Source organism: Brevibacterium sp. Marseille-P9724 (assembly GCF_902500275.1).
Classification (GTDB): domain Bacteria; phylum Actinomycetota; class Actinomycetes; order Actinomycetales; family Brevibacteriaceae; genus Brevibacterium.
On sequence record NZ_LR722991.1, the window covers coordinates 212,673 to 228,043 of the forward strand.

The 15,371-nt window shown below is 62.7% G+C and carries 14 protein-coding genes and 3 tRNA genes; 4 read left to right on the forward strand and 13 right to left on the reverse strand.

What is annotated here, in order from left to right; all coding sequences use genetic code 11:
• The 5 genes from GC119_RS03775 to GC119_RS03795 all read right to left on the reverse strand — a co-directional run bounded on the left by GC119_RS03775 (nt 1) and on the right by GC119_RS03795 (nt 2,664).
• Nucleotides 1-74, reverse strand: a tRNA-Met gene (locus GC119_RS03775).
• A 26-nt stretch (nt 75-100) separates the two neighbouring features.
• Nucleotides 101-173 (reverse strand) — tRNA-Thr (locus tag GC119_RS03780).
• A gap of 94 nt (nt 174-267) precedes the next feature.
• Nucleotides 268-1,059, reverse strand: a complete 792-nt coding sequence (locus GC119_RS03785) for a glycerophosphodiester phosphodiesterase (RefSeq protein WP_176745876.1) — start codon at nt 1,057-1,059, stop codon at nt 268-270.
• Nucleotides 1,059-2,396: an NADP-specific glutamate dehydrogenase gene (gene gdhA, locus GC119_RS03790; protein WP_083304083.1), complete on the reverse strand. Its 1,338-nt coding sequence runs from the start codon at nt 2,394-2,396 to the stop codon at nt 1,059-1,061. The genes GC119_RS03785 and gdhA overlap by 1 nt, the downstream gene beginning before the upstream one ends.
• Nucleotides 2,397-2,582: 186 nt before the next feature.
• Nucleotides 2,583-2,664 (reverse strand) — tRNA-Tyr (locus tag GC119_RS03795).
• 105 nt (nt 2,665-2,769) lie between these two features.
• On the opposite strand from GC119_RS03795, the gene GC119_RS03800 reads away from it, so the two are divergent.
• Both GC119_RS03800 and GC119_RS03805 read left to right on the forward strand, forming a co-directional pair.
• The gene (locus GC119_RS03800; RefSeq protein WP_218079158.1) at nt 2,770-3,540 is read left to right on the forward strand and encodes an ABC transporter permease; all 771 of its coding nucleotides are present in this window, start codon (nt 2,770-2,772) and stop codon (nt 3,538-3,540) included.
• 43 nt (nt 3,541-3,583) lie between these two features.
• A complete protein-coding gene (locus GC119_RS03805; protein WP_070776544.1) occupies nt 3,584-4,072 on the forward strand; it encodes a YajQ family cyclic di-GMP-binding protein in 489 nt (162 codons plus the stop codon).
• Nucleotides 4,073-4,171: 99 nt separating this feature from the next.
• Here GC119_RS03805 and GC119_RS03810 read toward each other — a convergent pair whose 3' ends face one another.
• Complete coding sequence (locus GC119_RS03810) at nt 4,172-5,560, reverse strand: FAD-dependent oxidoreductase (protein ID WP_226829230.1); 1,389 nt, start codon at nt 5,558-5,560, stop codon at nt 4,172-4,174.
• A gap of 119 nt (nt 5,561-5,679) precedes the next feature.
• On the opposite strand from GC119_RS03810, the gene rarD reads away from it, so the two are divergent.
• The gene (rarD, locus tag GC119_RS03815) at nt 5,680-6,720 is read left to right on the forward strand and encodes an EamA family transporter RarD (protein ID WP_151952470.1); all 1,041 of its coding nucleotides are present in this window, start codon (nt 5,680-5,682) and stop codon (nt 6,718-6,720) included.
• Between the two features lie 44 nt (nt 6,721-6,764).
• On the opposite strand, the gene GC119_RS03820 is transcribed toward rarD, so the two are convergent.
• From GC119_RS03820 to GC119_RS03840, 6 genes are all read right to left on the reverse strand, one after another.
• The gene (locus tag GC119_RS03820; protein ID WP_151952471.1) at nt 6,765-7,835 is read right to left on the reverse strand and encodes a polyprenyl synthetase family protein; all 1,071 of its coding nucleotides are present in this window, start codon (nt 7,833-7,835) and stop codon (nt 6,765-6,767) included.
• Between the two features lie 79 nt (nt 7,836-7,914).
• On the reverse strand, nt 7,915-9,237 hold the full coding sequence (locus tag GC119_RS03825) for a geranylgeranyl reductase family protein (RefSeq protein ID WP_151952472.1): 1,323 nt from the start codon (nt 9,235-9,237) through the stop codon (nt 7,915-7,917).
• Nucleotides 9,234-9,941, reverse strand: a complete 708-nt coding sequence (locus GC119_RS03830; protein WP_151952473.1) for a demethylmenaquinone methyltransferase — start codon at nt 9,939-9,941, stop codon at nt 9,234-9,236. The genes GC119_RS03825 and GC119_RS03830 overlap by 4 nt, the downstream gene beginning before the upstream one ends.
• 89 nt (nt 9,942-10,030) lie before the next feature.
• On the reverse strand, nt 10,031-10,171 hold the full coding sequence (locus GC119_RS10920) for a hypothetical protein (RefSeq protein WP_193215606.1): 141 nt from the start codon (nt 10,169-10,171) through the stop codon (nt 10,031-10,033).
• 117 nt (nt 10,172-10,288) lie between these two features.
• Entirely contained in the window at nt 10,289-10,609 is a 321-nt protein-coding gene (locus tag GC119_RS03835; RefSeq protein WP_151952474.1) for a hypothetical protein, read from the reverse strand.
• An 84-nt stretch (nt 10,610-10,693) separates the two neighbouring features.
• On the reverse strand, nt 10,694-11,755 hold the full coding sequence (locus GC119_RS03840) for a hypothetical protein (protein ID WP_151952475.1): 1,062 nt from the start codon (nt 11,753-11,755) through the stop codon (nt 10,694-10,696).
• A 257-nt stretch (nt 11,756-12,012) separates the two neighbouring features.
• Between GC119_RS03840 and GC119_RS03845 the strand changes: the two genes are divergently transcribed.
• On the forward strand, nt 12,013-13,356 hold the full coding sequence (locus GC119_RS03845; protein ID WP_151952476.1) for an isochorismate synthase MenF: 1,344 nt from the start codon (nt 12,013-12,015) through the stop codon (nt 13,354-13,356).
• A 75-nt stretch (nt 13,357-13,431) separates the two neighbouring features.
• Here GC119_RS03845 and GC119_RS03850 read toward each other — a convergent pair whose 3' ends face one another.
• A complete protein-coding gene (locus tag GC119_RS03850; RefSeq protein ID WP_226829232.1) occupies nt 13,432-15,342 on the reverse strand; it encodes a thiamine pyrophosphate-binding protein in 1,911 nt (636 codons plus the stop codon).
• Nucleotides 15,343-15,371: the final 29 nt, after the last annotated feature.

Below are 15,371 nucleotides of genomic sequence, written 5' to 3' on the forward strand. Positions count from 1 at the left end.
TAGCGGGAGCGGGGCTCGATCCCGCGACCTCACGATTATGAGTCGTGCGCTCTAACCACCTGAGCTACCCCGCCACAGTGCAGCGCGGTGACTACACCAGAGCCCCAAAAGGGAATCGAACCCTTGACCTTTTCCTTACCATGGAAACGCTCTGCCGACTGAGCTATTGGGGCAACGAGACTTAACTCTACACACCCGATTGGCGAATGCAAAATCCGCACGGAGGGATCACGCAGAGACCTTCATCACAGCTGTTGAGCCCGCATCTCAAACATCGAACTTCGCTGTCAGATAGCCCTGTAGGCGACCCAGCTGATTCGTGATGATCCCGCTGACGCCAGCTGACAGAAGCGCATCCCAGCCTTCAGGGGTGTCAACGGTGTGGACGTTGACGCACAGGTCAAGTTCGCTGATCTCCTCAACCAGTTCGCGGCGGGATTTGAAGCCGCGGAAGGACGGCGCATAGCCGATTCCCTCAAGCCGCTGGACCAATTCGACATCGCCCTCTTTGGGCACCATCCGCAGGAGGATTCGCGGAATGTGCCCGGCAACCGCCTGGCAGTTGTGCAGGGTGTGCTGCGAAAAGCTCTGGAGGACCACCCGGTCAGCCATTCCGTGCTGCGCAATGAGGTCGACAACCGCAGCAACTCCCCCGGCTTCCCAATCGCCCTTCAGCTCCAGCAGCAGCCAGCCGCCGCGAAACGACATGCTGTACAGAACGGCATCCAAATGCGGAATCCGCTGTCCGGCAAATCCCGGCCCAAGCCATGACCCGGCATCGGCCAAAGAAATCTGTTCGTCCGACAGACTCGCAACCGCACCGGATGCGTCCGTTGTGCGATTGAGAGTCGGGTCGTGCAGAACCAGCGGAGTGCCATCAGCACTCAGGTGCACATCGATCTCAATGAAATCGGCTTCCAGCGCACGAGCCGCATCGAGTGCCGCCATCGTGTTCTCAGGTGCCGCGGAGGAATACCCCCTGTGGGCAATTGCCCACGGCTTGCCGCCTCGGCCGGGGACCCTGTCAATACCCCGCTCCCGAAGGAACTGCGTGAACATCACACCACCCCGAAGGCCAGCATTGCGTCGGCGACTTTGCGGAAGCCTGCAATGTTCGCACCCATCGCGTAGTTGCCAGGGTGGTTGTATTTATCGGCGGTTGCCAGGCACGTTTCGTGGATGTTCTTCATGATCTGCGTCAGGCGCTCCTCCGTGTATTCGAACGTCCACGAGTCACGCTCAGCGTTCTGCTGCATTTCCAGTGCAGAGGTGGCGACACCGCCGGCATTGGCCGCCTTGCCGGGGCCGAAGGGCACGCCGGCATCTGCGAATACGCCCACTGCGTCATGTGTGCACGGCATGTTCGCGCCTTCGGCAACAGCCCGCACTCCGTTTTTCACCAGCTGCGCGGCAGAAGCGCCGTCGAGTTCGTTCTGCGTGGCGCACGGCAGGGCAATGTCGACGGGGACTTCCCACACGCAGCCTTTTTTGACGTACTTCACGTTTCCGCCCCGGCGATCAGCGTATTCGCTGATGCGGCCGCGCTCTTCGAGTTTGATCTGCTTGAGCAGGTCGAGGTCAATGCCGTCGGGATCATAGACGTAGCCGCCGGAGTCACTGGCGGTCACAGCCAGACCACCGAGCTGGTGCACCTTTTCGATTGCAAAGATCGCAACATTGCCCGACCCGGAAACTCCGACCTTCGCACCGTCAAAGGAACCGCCGGTGCTGGCAAGCATTTCCCCGGCGAAGATCGCACAGCCGTAGCCGGTGGCCTCCGTGCGGACGAGCGAACCGCCCCAGGAGAGCCCTTTGCCGGTGAGAACACCGGACTCGTAGCGGTTGGTGATCCGCTTGTACTGGCCGAACAGGTAGCCGATCTCACGCGATCCAACACCAATGTCACCGGCCGGGACGTCGGTGTACTCGCCCAGATATCGGTAGAGCTCAGTCATAAACGACTGGCAGAAGCGCATCACTTCGTCGTCAGATTTGCCGTGCGGGTCAAAATCAGCCCCGCCCTTGCCGCCGCCAATCGGCAGGCCCGTCAGGGAGTTCTTGAAGATCTGCTCAAATCCCAAGAACTTGATGATTCCGAGGTTGACCGACGGGTGGAAGCGAAGCCCGCCCTTGTAGGGACCGAGAGCCGAATTGAATTCAACGCGAAAACCGCGGTTGACCTGCACTTGACCCTTGTCATCGACCCACGGGACGCGGAAGATCAGCTGGCGTTCCGGTTCGCACATCTGTGCGACGATCCGCGCGTCAGCGTATTCCGGGTGGCGATTGCCCAGCGCGCGCAGTGAGCTGAGAACTTCGCGGACTGCCTGATGGAATTCGGGTTCGGCTGGATTGCGGGCTATGACCTTTTCCTGCAGGTCGTCAATGGTTTCCAGTGGCACGCGGCTTCTCCCCTCGCATCGGACCCCGAACGGGCCGGACCTTGTCACTGTCTCACGTGAATAGTATTCCTCTGCCTGAATTCGCGTGCATGCGACCATGATTTGGACCACAGCCGTGCGCGGCCGCAGAAACTGGGGGTACACAAAAGGCTCCGACCACATGGTCGGAGCCTTTGGCTGTGGCAGATGAAGGATTCGAACCTTCGAAGGCAATGCCGTCTGATTTACAGTCAGATCCCTTTGGCCGCTCGGGCAATCTGCCGGGTTTGTGCTCCGTTTTTGGCTGAGCACTCGTAACACTATAGACGTTCGAGAATGAAAAGCGAAATCCTCTTCTACGACGCATCTGCCGACTACACTGCCCGGTGTGACCGCGCCCGCTGATTTTCTGTCTTCTGCCCCCGCCCTGATCGCGCTGCTGACGGTTCTGACCGTTCTTCTGCTGACTGCCCGAATCCGTGCGCCCTGGGCGCCGGTGTACGCAGTCGCCCGAGGCACCCTCCAGCTGGCCGTACTCGCCTTCGTTCTCACGGGGGCCATTTCTTCAGCCGGCTGGGTCGCGGCATTCCTGGTGCTCATGTTCTCGGTTGCCTGGTGGACCGCCTTCAAGCGCGCTCGCGCACTCGGCCGGTCCACGGGAACCGGCAGAACCGCCGCGGTCATCGGCCTGGGCATGTTCTTAGGGACCGGTGTGACTCTTGTGACGATCTTCGGTCTGCGCGGCCTGGAGTTCTCACCGTCGTACCTTTTGGCGCTCGGCGGGATCATCATCGGAAACTGCATGACCCTGTCCACGCTGACGGTGCGCAGGCTGAACGAACTGCTGCACGATCGCTGGCCGGAAGTCGAGGGCTGGCTCGCCCTGGGGGCGACACCTCGGCAGGCAACCAGCCCCCTGGCCCGGTCCGCCGTCTACTCCGCCATCGTCCCGACAACCGACACCACCCGAACCACGGGGCTTGTCACTCTGCCCGGCGCATTTGTCGGCGCGCTGTTCGGCGGGTCTTCTCCCTACGAGGCCGGGCTCTTCCAGGTGTTCGTGCTGGTGGGCATCCTCACCGCCGGTGCAGTCGTGTCGATCACGATTGCCATGACACTCGCACCCGGCGCCAAGAAGCCCGTCGTCACAGACTCCTAGCGCTTAGACTGTGGGCGACGTGTTGGCGAACAAGGAGGCACACATGGCTGGTTCAAGCTTTGACATTGTCAGCAAGGTCGACAAACAGGAAGCGGACAACGCCCTGAACCAGGCGGCAAAGGAAATCCACTCCCGCTATGACTTCAAGGGCGTCGACCCTTCGATTGAGTGGTCTGGCGAAAAGGTGCTTATGAAGGCCAATTCGGAAGAGCGCGTGCTCGCAGTCCTCGACGTCTTCCAGTCCAAACTGGTCCGCCGCGGAATTTCGCTGAAGTCACTCGACGCGGGCGAACCCTTCGCATCCGGCAAGGAGTACCGGATCGAAGCGGCAATCAAAGAGGGCATCGAGCAGAAGACCGCCAAGGAGATCTCCAAGATCATCCGCGATGAGGGCCCCAAGGGCGTTAAACCGCAGATCCAGGGCGACGAGCTGCGCGTGTCTTCGAAGAAGCGCGACGACCTGCAGGCGGTGATCGCTCTGCTCAAGGGCAAAGACCTCGACGTCGACCTGCAGTTCGTCAACTACCGCTGACGGGCTCGGGTGAGCGCAGGCTGCGCCACCGACAAGCGGACCAGAAAGGGCGAGGCGGAGTTCCGCCTCGCCCTTTGTGTTCAGGGGATCTCGTCTGAACTAGGCCATCTTCATAGCCGCATCGACCATTGCCTGCCGCGTGGCCAGCTTGATGCGCTCACGGCCGTGCGGTTCACCGGCAGCCTTTTCGGCAGCCTCAATGCGGTGGTAGCCCTCCCAGTCGATGTAGTCGATGCCCTTCTCAGCCAGCAGGTCGACGATGGCGTCTTCTTCCGGCTTGGCAGGCTGGGGCAGACGGCCCGCTTCGTAGTCTTCGATGATGTGGCCGATGGTTTCCAGCGCATCGCCCTTCGTGTGGCCGATCAGACCAACGGGACCGCGTTTGATCCAGCCGGTGGTGTACACACCGGGAATGTGATCTTCGGCCTGGGCGACATCGACCGATTCGCCGTCGATGACACGGCCTTCGATGTTCGTGATGACGCCGCGCCTGTCATCAAACGGCAGGCCGGGCAGCTTCGTGCCGAAGTAGCCGACCGCGCGGTACACGGCGTCCATCGGCCAGTCAGTGGTCTTGCCGGTGCCGTTGACTCCACCGGTGCCGTCGAGTTCCTGGCGCTCCGTGCGCAGTGCCGTCACACCTGTCTCTTCGTCGCCGAGGATTTCAACCGGCGCTTCCAAAAAGTGCAGGTGCAGGCGACGCTTGGCTCCGGTGTCTTCGCGCAGTGTGAAATCGGTAAGGGTTTTGGTTACCTGTTTAACCTGATTGGAGGTGCGGATGGCCTCCATTGAGCCTTCGTCGAATTCGAAGTCCTCCGGGTAGACCACAATGTCGACATCGGCGGCCTGACCGAGTTCGCGGATCTCCAAGGGGGTGAACTTCGCCTGGGCGGGACCGCGGCGGCCGAAGATGTGCACATCGGTGACGGCGCTCTTCTTCAAGCCTTCGTACACGTGGTCGGGAATTTCCGTCGAGAGCAGATCATCAGCCTGCTTTGCGAGGATGCGCGCGACGTCGAGAGCGACATTGCCGTTGCCGATGACGGCGACCTTTTCGGCTTCCAGCGGCCATTCCTGCGAAACGTCAGGGTGTGAGTCGTACCAGTTGACGAACTCGGCAGCACCGTAGGAGCGCGGAAGCTCAACACCGGGGATCGGCAGCTTCGTGTCGATGAAGCAGCCGGTGGAGAAGATGACCGCGTCGTAATGGTCCTGCAGTTCTTCCAGCGTGATGTCCGTGCCGTAGTCCACATTGCCGAACAGACGCAGCTGATGGCGATCCATCACGCGAATGAGTGCGTTCGTGATGCCTTTGATGCGCGGGTGGTCGGGCGCCACACCATAGCGGACCAGACCGAAGGGCGCCGGCAGGCGCTCGAAAAGATCGATGCTCACGTCGAAGTCACGTTCTTCTTTGGTCATGAGATCAGCGGCGTAGATACCCGCCGGACCAGCACCGACAATGGCCAAGCGCAGAGGACGACTCAAAGTATCACCTTTCCCTATATCCGACCGTCAATTGTACGCACCGCGATTTTGGAAATGAAGCTGTGCTCTATTGGCGAATAGTTGCTTTCCTCTCCGCAAGCGGGTCTACACTCGCCAATGTGACCGATGACTCAGAATCCGCACCACTTCAAGCCGCCGCAACGACGCCCGCCAGCAGCTCAGCCACTTCAACTGCTGCTCTTCCCGCAGACGAAGCCCGTCGCCGCCGCGACGGGCTGATCTTGGGAATCGGCGGCTATCTGTTCTGGGGCAGCATGCCGCTCGTCTTTGCGGCAGCCGCCCCGGCCGGCGCCTTCGAAATCCTCGCCCACCGAATCATCTGGTGCTTGGTGTTCTGCGCACTGCTGCTGGCTTTCGCCCGCGGCCTCAAGCGCACGTGGGACCTTGCGCGCAAACCGAAGATCTTCGGCACCCTGGCCGCCGCCTCGCTTTTTGTGGGCATCAACTGGCTGGTGTTCATCCTCGGCGTACAGGCCGGCCGCGTGACCGAGGTCGCGCTCGGCTACTACATCAACCCGCTGATCACAGTGGCGCTTGGCATCATCTTCCTGCGCGAGCGCCTGCGGCCCCTGCAGTGGACCGCAATGGGACTGGGGCTCGTCTCAGTTCTCGTCATCACAATCTCTGAGGGCATCGTGCCCTGGCTGGGCCTGGCGGTGGCCATCAGCTTCGGCCTCTACGGCCTTGTCAAGTCCAAGGTCGGCTCCCGCGTAGGCGCACTGGAGGGGCTGACAATAGAGTCCTTCATCCTCACGCTGCCCAGCATCGTCATCCTCGCTGTCGTGGAAGCCAACGGTCTGGGCACGTTCACCACGGAAGGCTTCTGGCACACCGTCCTGCTGCTGCTCATGGGGCCGATCACCGCTATCCCGCTGCTGCTGTTCTCCGCTGCCACGCGACGGATCCCGCTGAGCTGGGTGGGCATGATGCAGTACATCACCCCGACCATCCAGTTCCTGACCGCGCTGCTGATCTTCGGCGAGCACATGTCCCGGGGGCAGTGGTGGGGATTCATCATCATCTGGGTCACAGTCGCACTCATCGGCGCTGATTCGATTCGCGCAGGCAACCGCGCCCGCCGTGCAAAGCGCGCTGTACAGAACACCCCAAACACTGCCGGTGGCCCTGAAGCCGGCTGAAGCTTCGGTGCGCCCGAGCTCTGGCGGGCTCTGGACGGAGTGGTTCAGCCGACCCGGTTGACGACTCCGGCGGCAAACAGTTCGAAGGCCGCCTTGATGGGCCCGTCCGGGAGGTCGCGCAGCGCTTCTACGGCACGAGCCGACCACCGGCGGGCCTCGGCACGAGCATCCTCCATAACGGGATGGGCGACGAGTGCGGTGCGGGCCGCTTCGAGCGCTTCGTCAGAGGACAGATCAGCATCCAGCAGATCGACGATCCGCTGCGCTTCAGCATCCCCTGCCGCAGCTTCGCGGCGAATGAGAAGCGTCGGCATAGTCGGCACGCCCTCGCGCAGGTCCGTTCCGGGTGTCTTGCCGGATTCGTCTTCTTCTGAGGCCAAGTCGATGATGTCGTCGGCCAACTGGAACGCGACGCCGACGTTTTCGCCGTACTGCCGCAGGGGCTCCACGAGCTCAGCAGAACCGCCGGCAGCCAAGACCGCGAACTCACCGCACGCGGCAATGAGCGAACCCGTTTTGTCCGACAGCACGCGGATGTGGTGCTCAACGGCGTCTGCACCGTCTTCGGGGCCGGTGTACTCACTGAGCTGACCCAGCACCAGACGTTCGAAGGTCTCCGACTGCAGAAGAACGGCACGCGCACCGAGCTCCGAACACAGGCTGGACGCTCGTGCAAGCAGAACATCGCCGGTGAGAATGGCCACCGAATTGTTCCACACCTGGTGGGCAGCCGGTGCGCCGCGGCGCACGGGAGCTTCGTCCATAACGTCATCGTGGTAGAGCGTGGCCAAGTGGGTCAGTTCGACAACAGCACCGGCCTTCACCACATCGAAGCTTTCCGCGTCCGCTTCTGGGCTCAGCTGGGCCGCCCACTGTGCGGCCAGAAGAACCAATGACGGGCGCACTCGCTTGCCGCCGGCTGACAGAAGATAGCGGGACGATTCGTCAGCCAGGCGGTCAGTCTGGCGCACCGCGTCGTAAAGGAGCTGTTCGACCTGTTCGAGCTGACGATCGAGGTTGGCGCTCAGGTCAGCGCCAACAGCGGCGAAAGCACCAGGTTTGGGCTGGGTGCCCGGCTGTGCGGAGGGCGCGCTGGCCTCGCCAGAAGGTGCCATCGTCGTCTTCTCTTTCCTCAGATTCTCAATCGGTTCGGCTGTGCAGGGATCTGCGACCCCCCAGTCTACGTTCACTCTGCTAGCGATTCGAGGTGGCAGGTACGGCCGTGATGAGCGCGTGCACTGCCCGGTCGTGCAGGTCGCGGTGTGCCCGCGGGTCGTCTTCGTAAAGATTAGCCAACAGTTTGACCGCAAAATTCATCAGGTATCGCGAGCCCATGCCGTATTTGAGTCCCAGTTCCATAACCTTGGGATGGCCGATCAGGTGGGCGAAGCCTCGTCCCAGCGTGAAGTAGCTGCCGTATTCGTCCTGCACGGCCGTGCTGAACCCTGCAAGCTTTTCCCGGTAGACAGCCTGCGGGAACCCGCGGTAGGTGCTGATGATGTCAGCAGCGATCCGCGCCTGTTCGAACGCGTAGTCGATTCCTTCGCCGTTGAACGGGTTGACCATGCCTGCAGCATCACCCAGCAGCATGACTCCCCGGTCGAAGTGCGGGGTGCGGTTGAACGCCATCGGCAGGGCTGCCGAACGGATGGGCTGGCGCATTCCCTCGCTGCCGTCAGCCCCGCCGATGCCCCACTCATCGCCCATTGCGGCGATCCAGTCCTTCAGCACCGTCTGGTAGTTGACCTTGCCGAACTGCGGGCTGGTGTTGAGGATGCCCAGTCCCACGTTGACGGTGCCGTCGCCCAGGGGGAAGAGCCACCCGTAGCCGGGCATGGGTTCGCCCTCGGGGCTGCGCAGCTCAAGCCACGACTCAATGAACGGATCGTCGTGGCGCGGAGAGTCGTAGTAGGTGCGCACTGCCACACCCATGGGACGGTCATCGCGCTTGCGGTGTCCCATCTGCACGGCCGTGCGGGCGCTGACCCCGTCTGCCGCGATCACGATGGGCGCACGGAAGAACACTTCCTCGGCCGCTTCGCCGGCCTTGTTGGAACGCAGCTTCCGCCCCCGGACGTCTGCCGGGACGGCGCGAATGCCCGCAATCCAACCCTTGTCGAAAACGGGCTCTTCTGCTGACATCTGCTGGTACAGGACAGCACCCTGCTTTTCGGCGTGCCGGGCCAGCTGTTCGTCAAGGTCCATGCGGGCTCGGGTCAGTCCATAGGACGGAAAGCCCGTCACATCCGGCCACGGGATTTCCAGCCGGTGTCCCCCGCCGATCAGCCGCAGCCCGCGATTGCGGTGCCAACCGGCCTCATCCGGCACGGAAAAGCCCAGGTGGCCGAGCTCTTTGACCGCCCGCGGTGTCAGCGCGTCACCGCAGATCTTGTCGCGCGGGAACGCCGTCTTCTCCAACAGCGCCACATCGAGCCCGGCGTGTGCCAAGTGGGCGGCGGCCGCAGATCCGGCGGGACCGGCACCGACGATCACGACATCGGCATCGACGTTCTTCACTGGGCATCACCAGCGGGTTTGAGACCGTGGTGAATGGCGACGATGCCGCCGGTGAGGTTGCGGTACTTGACCTGATCAAAGCCTGCATCGCGGATCATATGGGCCAGCGGAAGCTGAGCCGGCCAGGCGCGGATCGACTCAGCCAGGTACACGTAGGCGTCTGGATTCGAGCTCACTGCTTTTGCCACCGCCGGAAGGGCCCGCATGATGTATTCCTTGTAGAAACGCGCAAACGGGCTGAACGTCGGGGTCGAGAACTCGGCAATGACCAGTCGGCCGCCGGGTTTGAGAACACGCAGCATTTCCGCAAGCGCCTTCTGAGGTTCCTGCACGTTGCGGAAGCCATAGGTGATGGTGACCACGTCAAAGGTGTTGTCGTCGAAGTCAAGATCAGTCGCGTCGGTGTACTGGAACTGGATTTCGGGGTGACGGCGCCGACCCACGTCCAACATGCCCTCGCTGATGTCACCGGCGATGACGGTGGCTCCGCGCTGGGCGTAGGGCACCGAGCTGGAGCCGGTTCCAGCCGCCAGGTCGAGGATGAGCTCACCGGGCTTCGGGTCGACCGACCGGGTGATCTCCACGCGCCACCAGCGCGAAATGCCGAAGGTCATGGCGTCGTTGGTGATGTCGTAGCGTTCGGCAACAGCGTCGAACATCGATGCGACATCCGCCTTGTTCTTATCCAGGTGAGCGCGATTCATGTGTCTCATAATCTCAGTCCTGCCCTCCCGGGAGCCAATCGGGCCGGTGCCAGTGCCGACGGCGGTGTTCGTTTTCAGAGTCTCCCCGATCAATACACCAGAGTTAGTTTGTAGAGCGTCTCCATGCCGATTGACGACATGGTCAGGATCAGATCGCGGGGCGTGTCGATGCACGCACCCGTGCGAATCGCCTGGATGCCGTAGGCAAGCAAGTTCCACGTCGCGATCATCTCCGCGAGCCGCGCAAACCGCTACTTCCGGTTTAGGTCCATGATTGCCATGGTCTCGAGCTAACAACGTGGGTGGGCACAACCTGTTGCACACAACCGGTGAGAAACCCTTGCCGGTCAGAACTTGAAGCTCTCTTCGTCGATGCCGGTCAGGTCCCACGACCTGGTAACCACAAGGTCCCCGTTGCCGGAGACCTCGACCAGGTTGGGAACCCACGCCAAGAACTGTTCGCCTTCGGACGGTTCTACCAAGAAGATCTTGGCATCAGGTCCTGAATCTGGAGCAGCTCCGATCTCAATCGCTCTCATGGCTGGATGACGCATAACGGTCTGGGGTGCAGGGACCTCTGTGCCGCCGACGTTCAGTGTTCCTGCGGCAACGAGCAGCACCTGCGGAGGGTTGCCTTCTGGTGCTGTGACCGTGGCCGGGTGACGCATCGCGTGGACGATCTGGCCCTCCAGCAGCAAGCGAGCCCGACGTAGCCGGACACGGTCCCGGTCGTTGAAGCAACCGTTGCAGGGTCAGAGTATTTTCCCGGTGAGACGCTCGATCGAGGAAATGTCCTCGACTGTCTCCGCAAAAACCTCCAGTTCTCGACGTTCGTCTTCGGAGAAGGTGGGCGGTACAAGCGACAGCAGTTCGCTTCCTCCCACCTCGAAACTCATCGCCGACGCGCGGTGGATCTCAAGCAAGAGGCGCGTCGATGCAAGCTTGAGTTCGTTGGTGGAGTCGAAGATTTCCCAGTCTCGGAAGTGAGCGCTGGTCATTCTGTCGCCTCGAATTTCGAAGGAGAATTTGAACATGATGCTGCCCGCAACCAGGACATCCCACTCCGCGGGGGTAGCGTCGGGCCTGCGCCGTGCAACGGCTGCGTTGTAAGCCGCGGTGACATCACCGTTATCGTCACGTAGAACGACGCGGACACGGTTGGCGGGATTTTGTCTGAGCAATTCCGTAACTGTGAAAACCTTCCATTCCTCGGTTAGCTCCAACGAGTCGCGCATGTCCGGCATCTCACTACTCAAAGGCGCAACGAATGCCCTTACCTCTTCAACCAGTTCGGACGCGCCGACGATCACATCCTCCTCCCAGACAGAGTCGTCCTCGGTGAGCAACCGTGAGTCTCTCAGGGACTCAACTAGACGCATAGTCGCTACCGTCAATGCCGCCAGGTGAGAGAACACGCGGACTGCCGCCGCGTATCTCTCGCGGAAGGGGAAAGCCAACGCTTGCCGCTTCGGTCCCCTGGCGTCGGTATGGACGAGGTCGGCGTAGAGCCATGCGGCAGCGAGTTGTGTATCCGAGACCATGTTGGTCGCCTCGGTTCCGTCGGCACGTGCCGACTGCATCGAATACGCTTGAGTCTGTATCCCGTCAATATCGGAGACTTCCCAAGCACGCCGGAGACCGCGCAGGCGGGCACGAAGCGCGTCTTCCACGTCTGCATCGCCGACAAGACGCTCGATTGCGTCAAAGACCTTCGCGTAGTGGACGGGCTCGGACTTCAAAGTCAGGGGCCTGACTCTCGAAGCTAGCGACTCGAAGACCTCCTCGTCAGCGGGGAGGCGACGCGTGAGAGTCATCCGACCGGCTAAGTCGAGGCTCCCGTCGAAGCTGCCATTCGCATGCCGCAGCAATTCGTCCCAATCCTGGGCAATCGAGTGCGCGTGCACCCGCCGCGCACGTAGGACAAACCGCCGCAACGTTTCGTGATCGCCTAATCTATCCACACCCTCGATTATCGCCCCACACCTTCGATTAGCGCCGCTCGCACCGTCTGGGCCAGCTACCAATCACACGATTAACTAACCTCCCCGATCAGTACAACTAGACTGGCCGTGTGCTCAGCGATTCTGTTTCCCTGCGGGTGCGCTCGTGGTTCATCGACGGCGTCGACCCCCACGCACCCGCACCGTTTGCGGGCGGCCTGCCATCAACCGTGCAGGAGTTTTTGGCACAGCTTCCCCAAGACAGGTTCAACTGCTGGGTGCGAGGACACTCCGGTCTGGTGGGCTTCGGCAGAGCAGCACGACTGCGCGCCAGCGGCAGTGGGACCGTCGAGGGGCGCACCCGCTTCGATCAGCTGTCCCAGCAGTGGCGCACTGTGTCTGAGCGCGCTCAGGTCGAAGACGCGGTCAGACTGCCGGGATCGGGCCTGGTGGGCTTCACCGCAATTGCCTTTGCCGATGATTCCGACACGGATTCCGTCATCGACATTCCGCGTTTCATCATGGGCCGCCGTCACGAACGCGTGTGGCTGACCTCCATCTGCCCCGAAGACGGCGCCGATGACGACTTCACGCTCGAATCAACAGCGCTGAGCCCCGTTGCGGGTGCCTCGCTGCACGAGGGCCGCATCAGCCAGGAGCAGCACATCCGCAATGTGTCCGACGCGGTCGCACTCATGCGGGCACCCGGCAGCCGGTTCAAGAAGATCGTCCTGGCCCGCGACGCTGTAGTCGACACGCCACGCGACATCGACGTTCGGGCGGTGCTCGGAGCGCTCAACGCCGCCTACCCCGCCACGTGGACGTTCAATGTGGCCGGCATGATCGGCGCAACACCGGAGCTTCTGGTGGGTGCTCACGATGGCGTTGTGCGCTCCCGCGTGCTCGCCGGCACGTACCAGGTGCGCGATGACGCCCAGGCGGAACTTGCGCAGGCCCGCCAGCAGCTTGCCGGTGCTAAGGACTCCCAGGAGCACATCTACGCCACGCACTCACTCGAAGAGAGCCTGCGGCCCTACAGCAGTGACCTGCACGTAGACGAACAGCCCTATCTGCTGACCCTGCCCAATGTCATTCACTTGGCCACCGACGCTCACGGCACTCTCGATTCCCCGTCCGGCAGGCCGAAAGACCGCCCGTCGATCATCGATCTGGCCAAGAGCATTCACCCCACGGCAGCTGTCGGCGGCGTGCCGCGCAATGAGGCCATGCGCGAAATCGCCCACATTGAAGGGGCCGACCGCGGTCGCTATGCAGGGCCGGTCGGATGGATTGACGACGCGGGCAACGGCCAGCTGGGCATTGCGCTGCGCTGCGGACAGTTGGAGTCGCGCACCCGCATTCGGCTGTGGGCCGGCGGCGGGATCATGCCCGATTCAGACCCGCAATCCGAACTTGCAGAATCGTGGGCAAAGCTCGGCCCTATGCTCCAGGCGCTCGGCGTCAGCCGCCCGTAAGCGCCGCTCGCCGCCAGCAGAGCACCCCGGCGGGAGGACGCCTCACCCCACCGGGCCAGGGCTCAGTCCAGACGCTCAGACCAGCGGGACTTCAAAAAGTCCCGCACTGCCGGTCTTCGCTGCAACAAGAAGATCGTCGACTGCCACCTGCTGGTACGGCCAGCCGTAGGCTTCGGCGAGCGCCCGGAAGTTGCGTCCGTGGCGTGTTGCGAAGTACCGCGCAAAATGACTTCTCAGGTGCCCGGCACCGTGCTCCAGACCGCCGAAGATGGCTCCGCCGTCATCATTGAGGACGAAGATCTGCAGGGCGGGCAGATTCTCGCTTCCGCCTTCGCGCAGCAGCCCTCCCACGTCGTGCAGGGCTGCGACATCCCCGATGATCAAACGCAGCGGGCACTGCTTCGACACGGGTCCCGTCAGCGCCATGCCGGCAGCCGTGGCAATCAACCCGTCGATCCCGGCCAGCCCTCTGCTGGCGCTCATCTGCACACGCCCAAGAGCCTCGTTCCCAGCCAGCGCAGAAGCGTAGCGGCCCGCATTGGAACTTGCGAGGAAGATCTGGGCGACGGTGCCGTGTTCGGCTGCGTTCTCGGCGGCAGCACCGACAATCGCTGCGACAGCAGACACCCCGGCGGGCGGTTCAGCTGGGGTCGGCGGCACCTCGTGCCATTGGGCGGCCGCCTCACGGTGATGCGAGCGGACTTCCGAGGCGACGGTCGGCTGGCCTGCGATCACGCCGGTGGTGCGGCCTAGCAGGGTTTCGCGCACTCCCGCAGCCCGTTGAATATGCGATTCGGATGCAGCGGTGCGAGCCCACCGCTTCGCATCAGCATCTGGTGTCTGGCCGTTAAGCCCGGCCGAAGCCAAGTACGAGCCGTATTCATCCGCCCGTACCCAGTCGAGGTCCGTTTGGATTTCTGCCGTCGGCAGGTTCGCCAACAGCCGCTGGTCTTGACGGTACTGGGTGATTCTGCCGGTACGGACAACCCCGGTGATGGATTCGGCAAGGCCATCGTCGAGAATCCCCGGGTGGCCGGGCACCGACAGGTGGAACAGCGGTGAGGACGGTTCGGCAAAAACCGGGACTCCGAAGGCCACGGCAAGTTCCCCTGCTCGGTGCGCGCCGAAGTCGCAGTCGCTGCCGGCCAGCAGAACAGTTCCAGGGCGGCTGAGCATTTCCAGCGCTTGCGCGAATCCCGCGTGCACGTGCGGACGGTGTTCAAGGCGATTGGCTTCGCCGACCTCGGGCCTCCAGGGCATGTCTTCGGGCTTCGGCGTGAGCTCACCGTCGAACTGCACGTTGAACTGGACCGGCCCCGGTGTGGACAGTCCACGCAGCCCCGAACTCATGGCGTACAGGGCGTTCATACCCGCACCCGCCCCCTCCGAGCCGACCGCAGCGGCAACCGCAGCGTGTACGGAGGCGGTGAGCGACGCCTCGTCAGGTTCTGCAGGCACATCAAAGCGCAGACGAACATCGCCGAGCACGTGCGACTGCCTGTCGATCGTCTGATTGGCCCCGGTCCGGCGCAGGCGCTCGGGCCGGTCAGCACTGAGGATGAGCAGCGGAAGCTGCGAATACGAAGCCTCCAGAACAGCCGGGTGCAGGTTCGCCACCGCTGTTCCCGAAGTTGTGAGAACAGCGACCAGCCCCGGAGTCTGGGGCGAGGTGCTGCCACTGACCCCGCCCGCGACGGCACTGGGTTCCGCACCGCGAACACCCGCAGCCGCCGCACCGCCGAAAGCCCGAACAGACGCATCAGCAACGGCCGTCCGACGCAGCCCCTTGGCCAGTCCCAGCGCAAAGAACGCCGCATCGCGTTCGTCAATGCGCACGTGGGTATTCACCAGACCTGCATCGGCAAGTTCCGCAAAGGCGTAGGTCAGCGGTGCCGAACGCGAACCGGGGGCAATGACAACGTGCTCAAGACCGCGGCGAATAAGAGACAGGGCGATAGTGCGGGCTGTCGCAGTTGAAGTGTTCACGCACCCGATTCAACCAGACCCTAGAATGT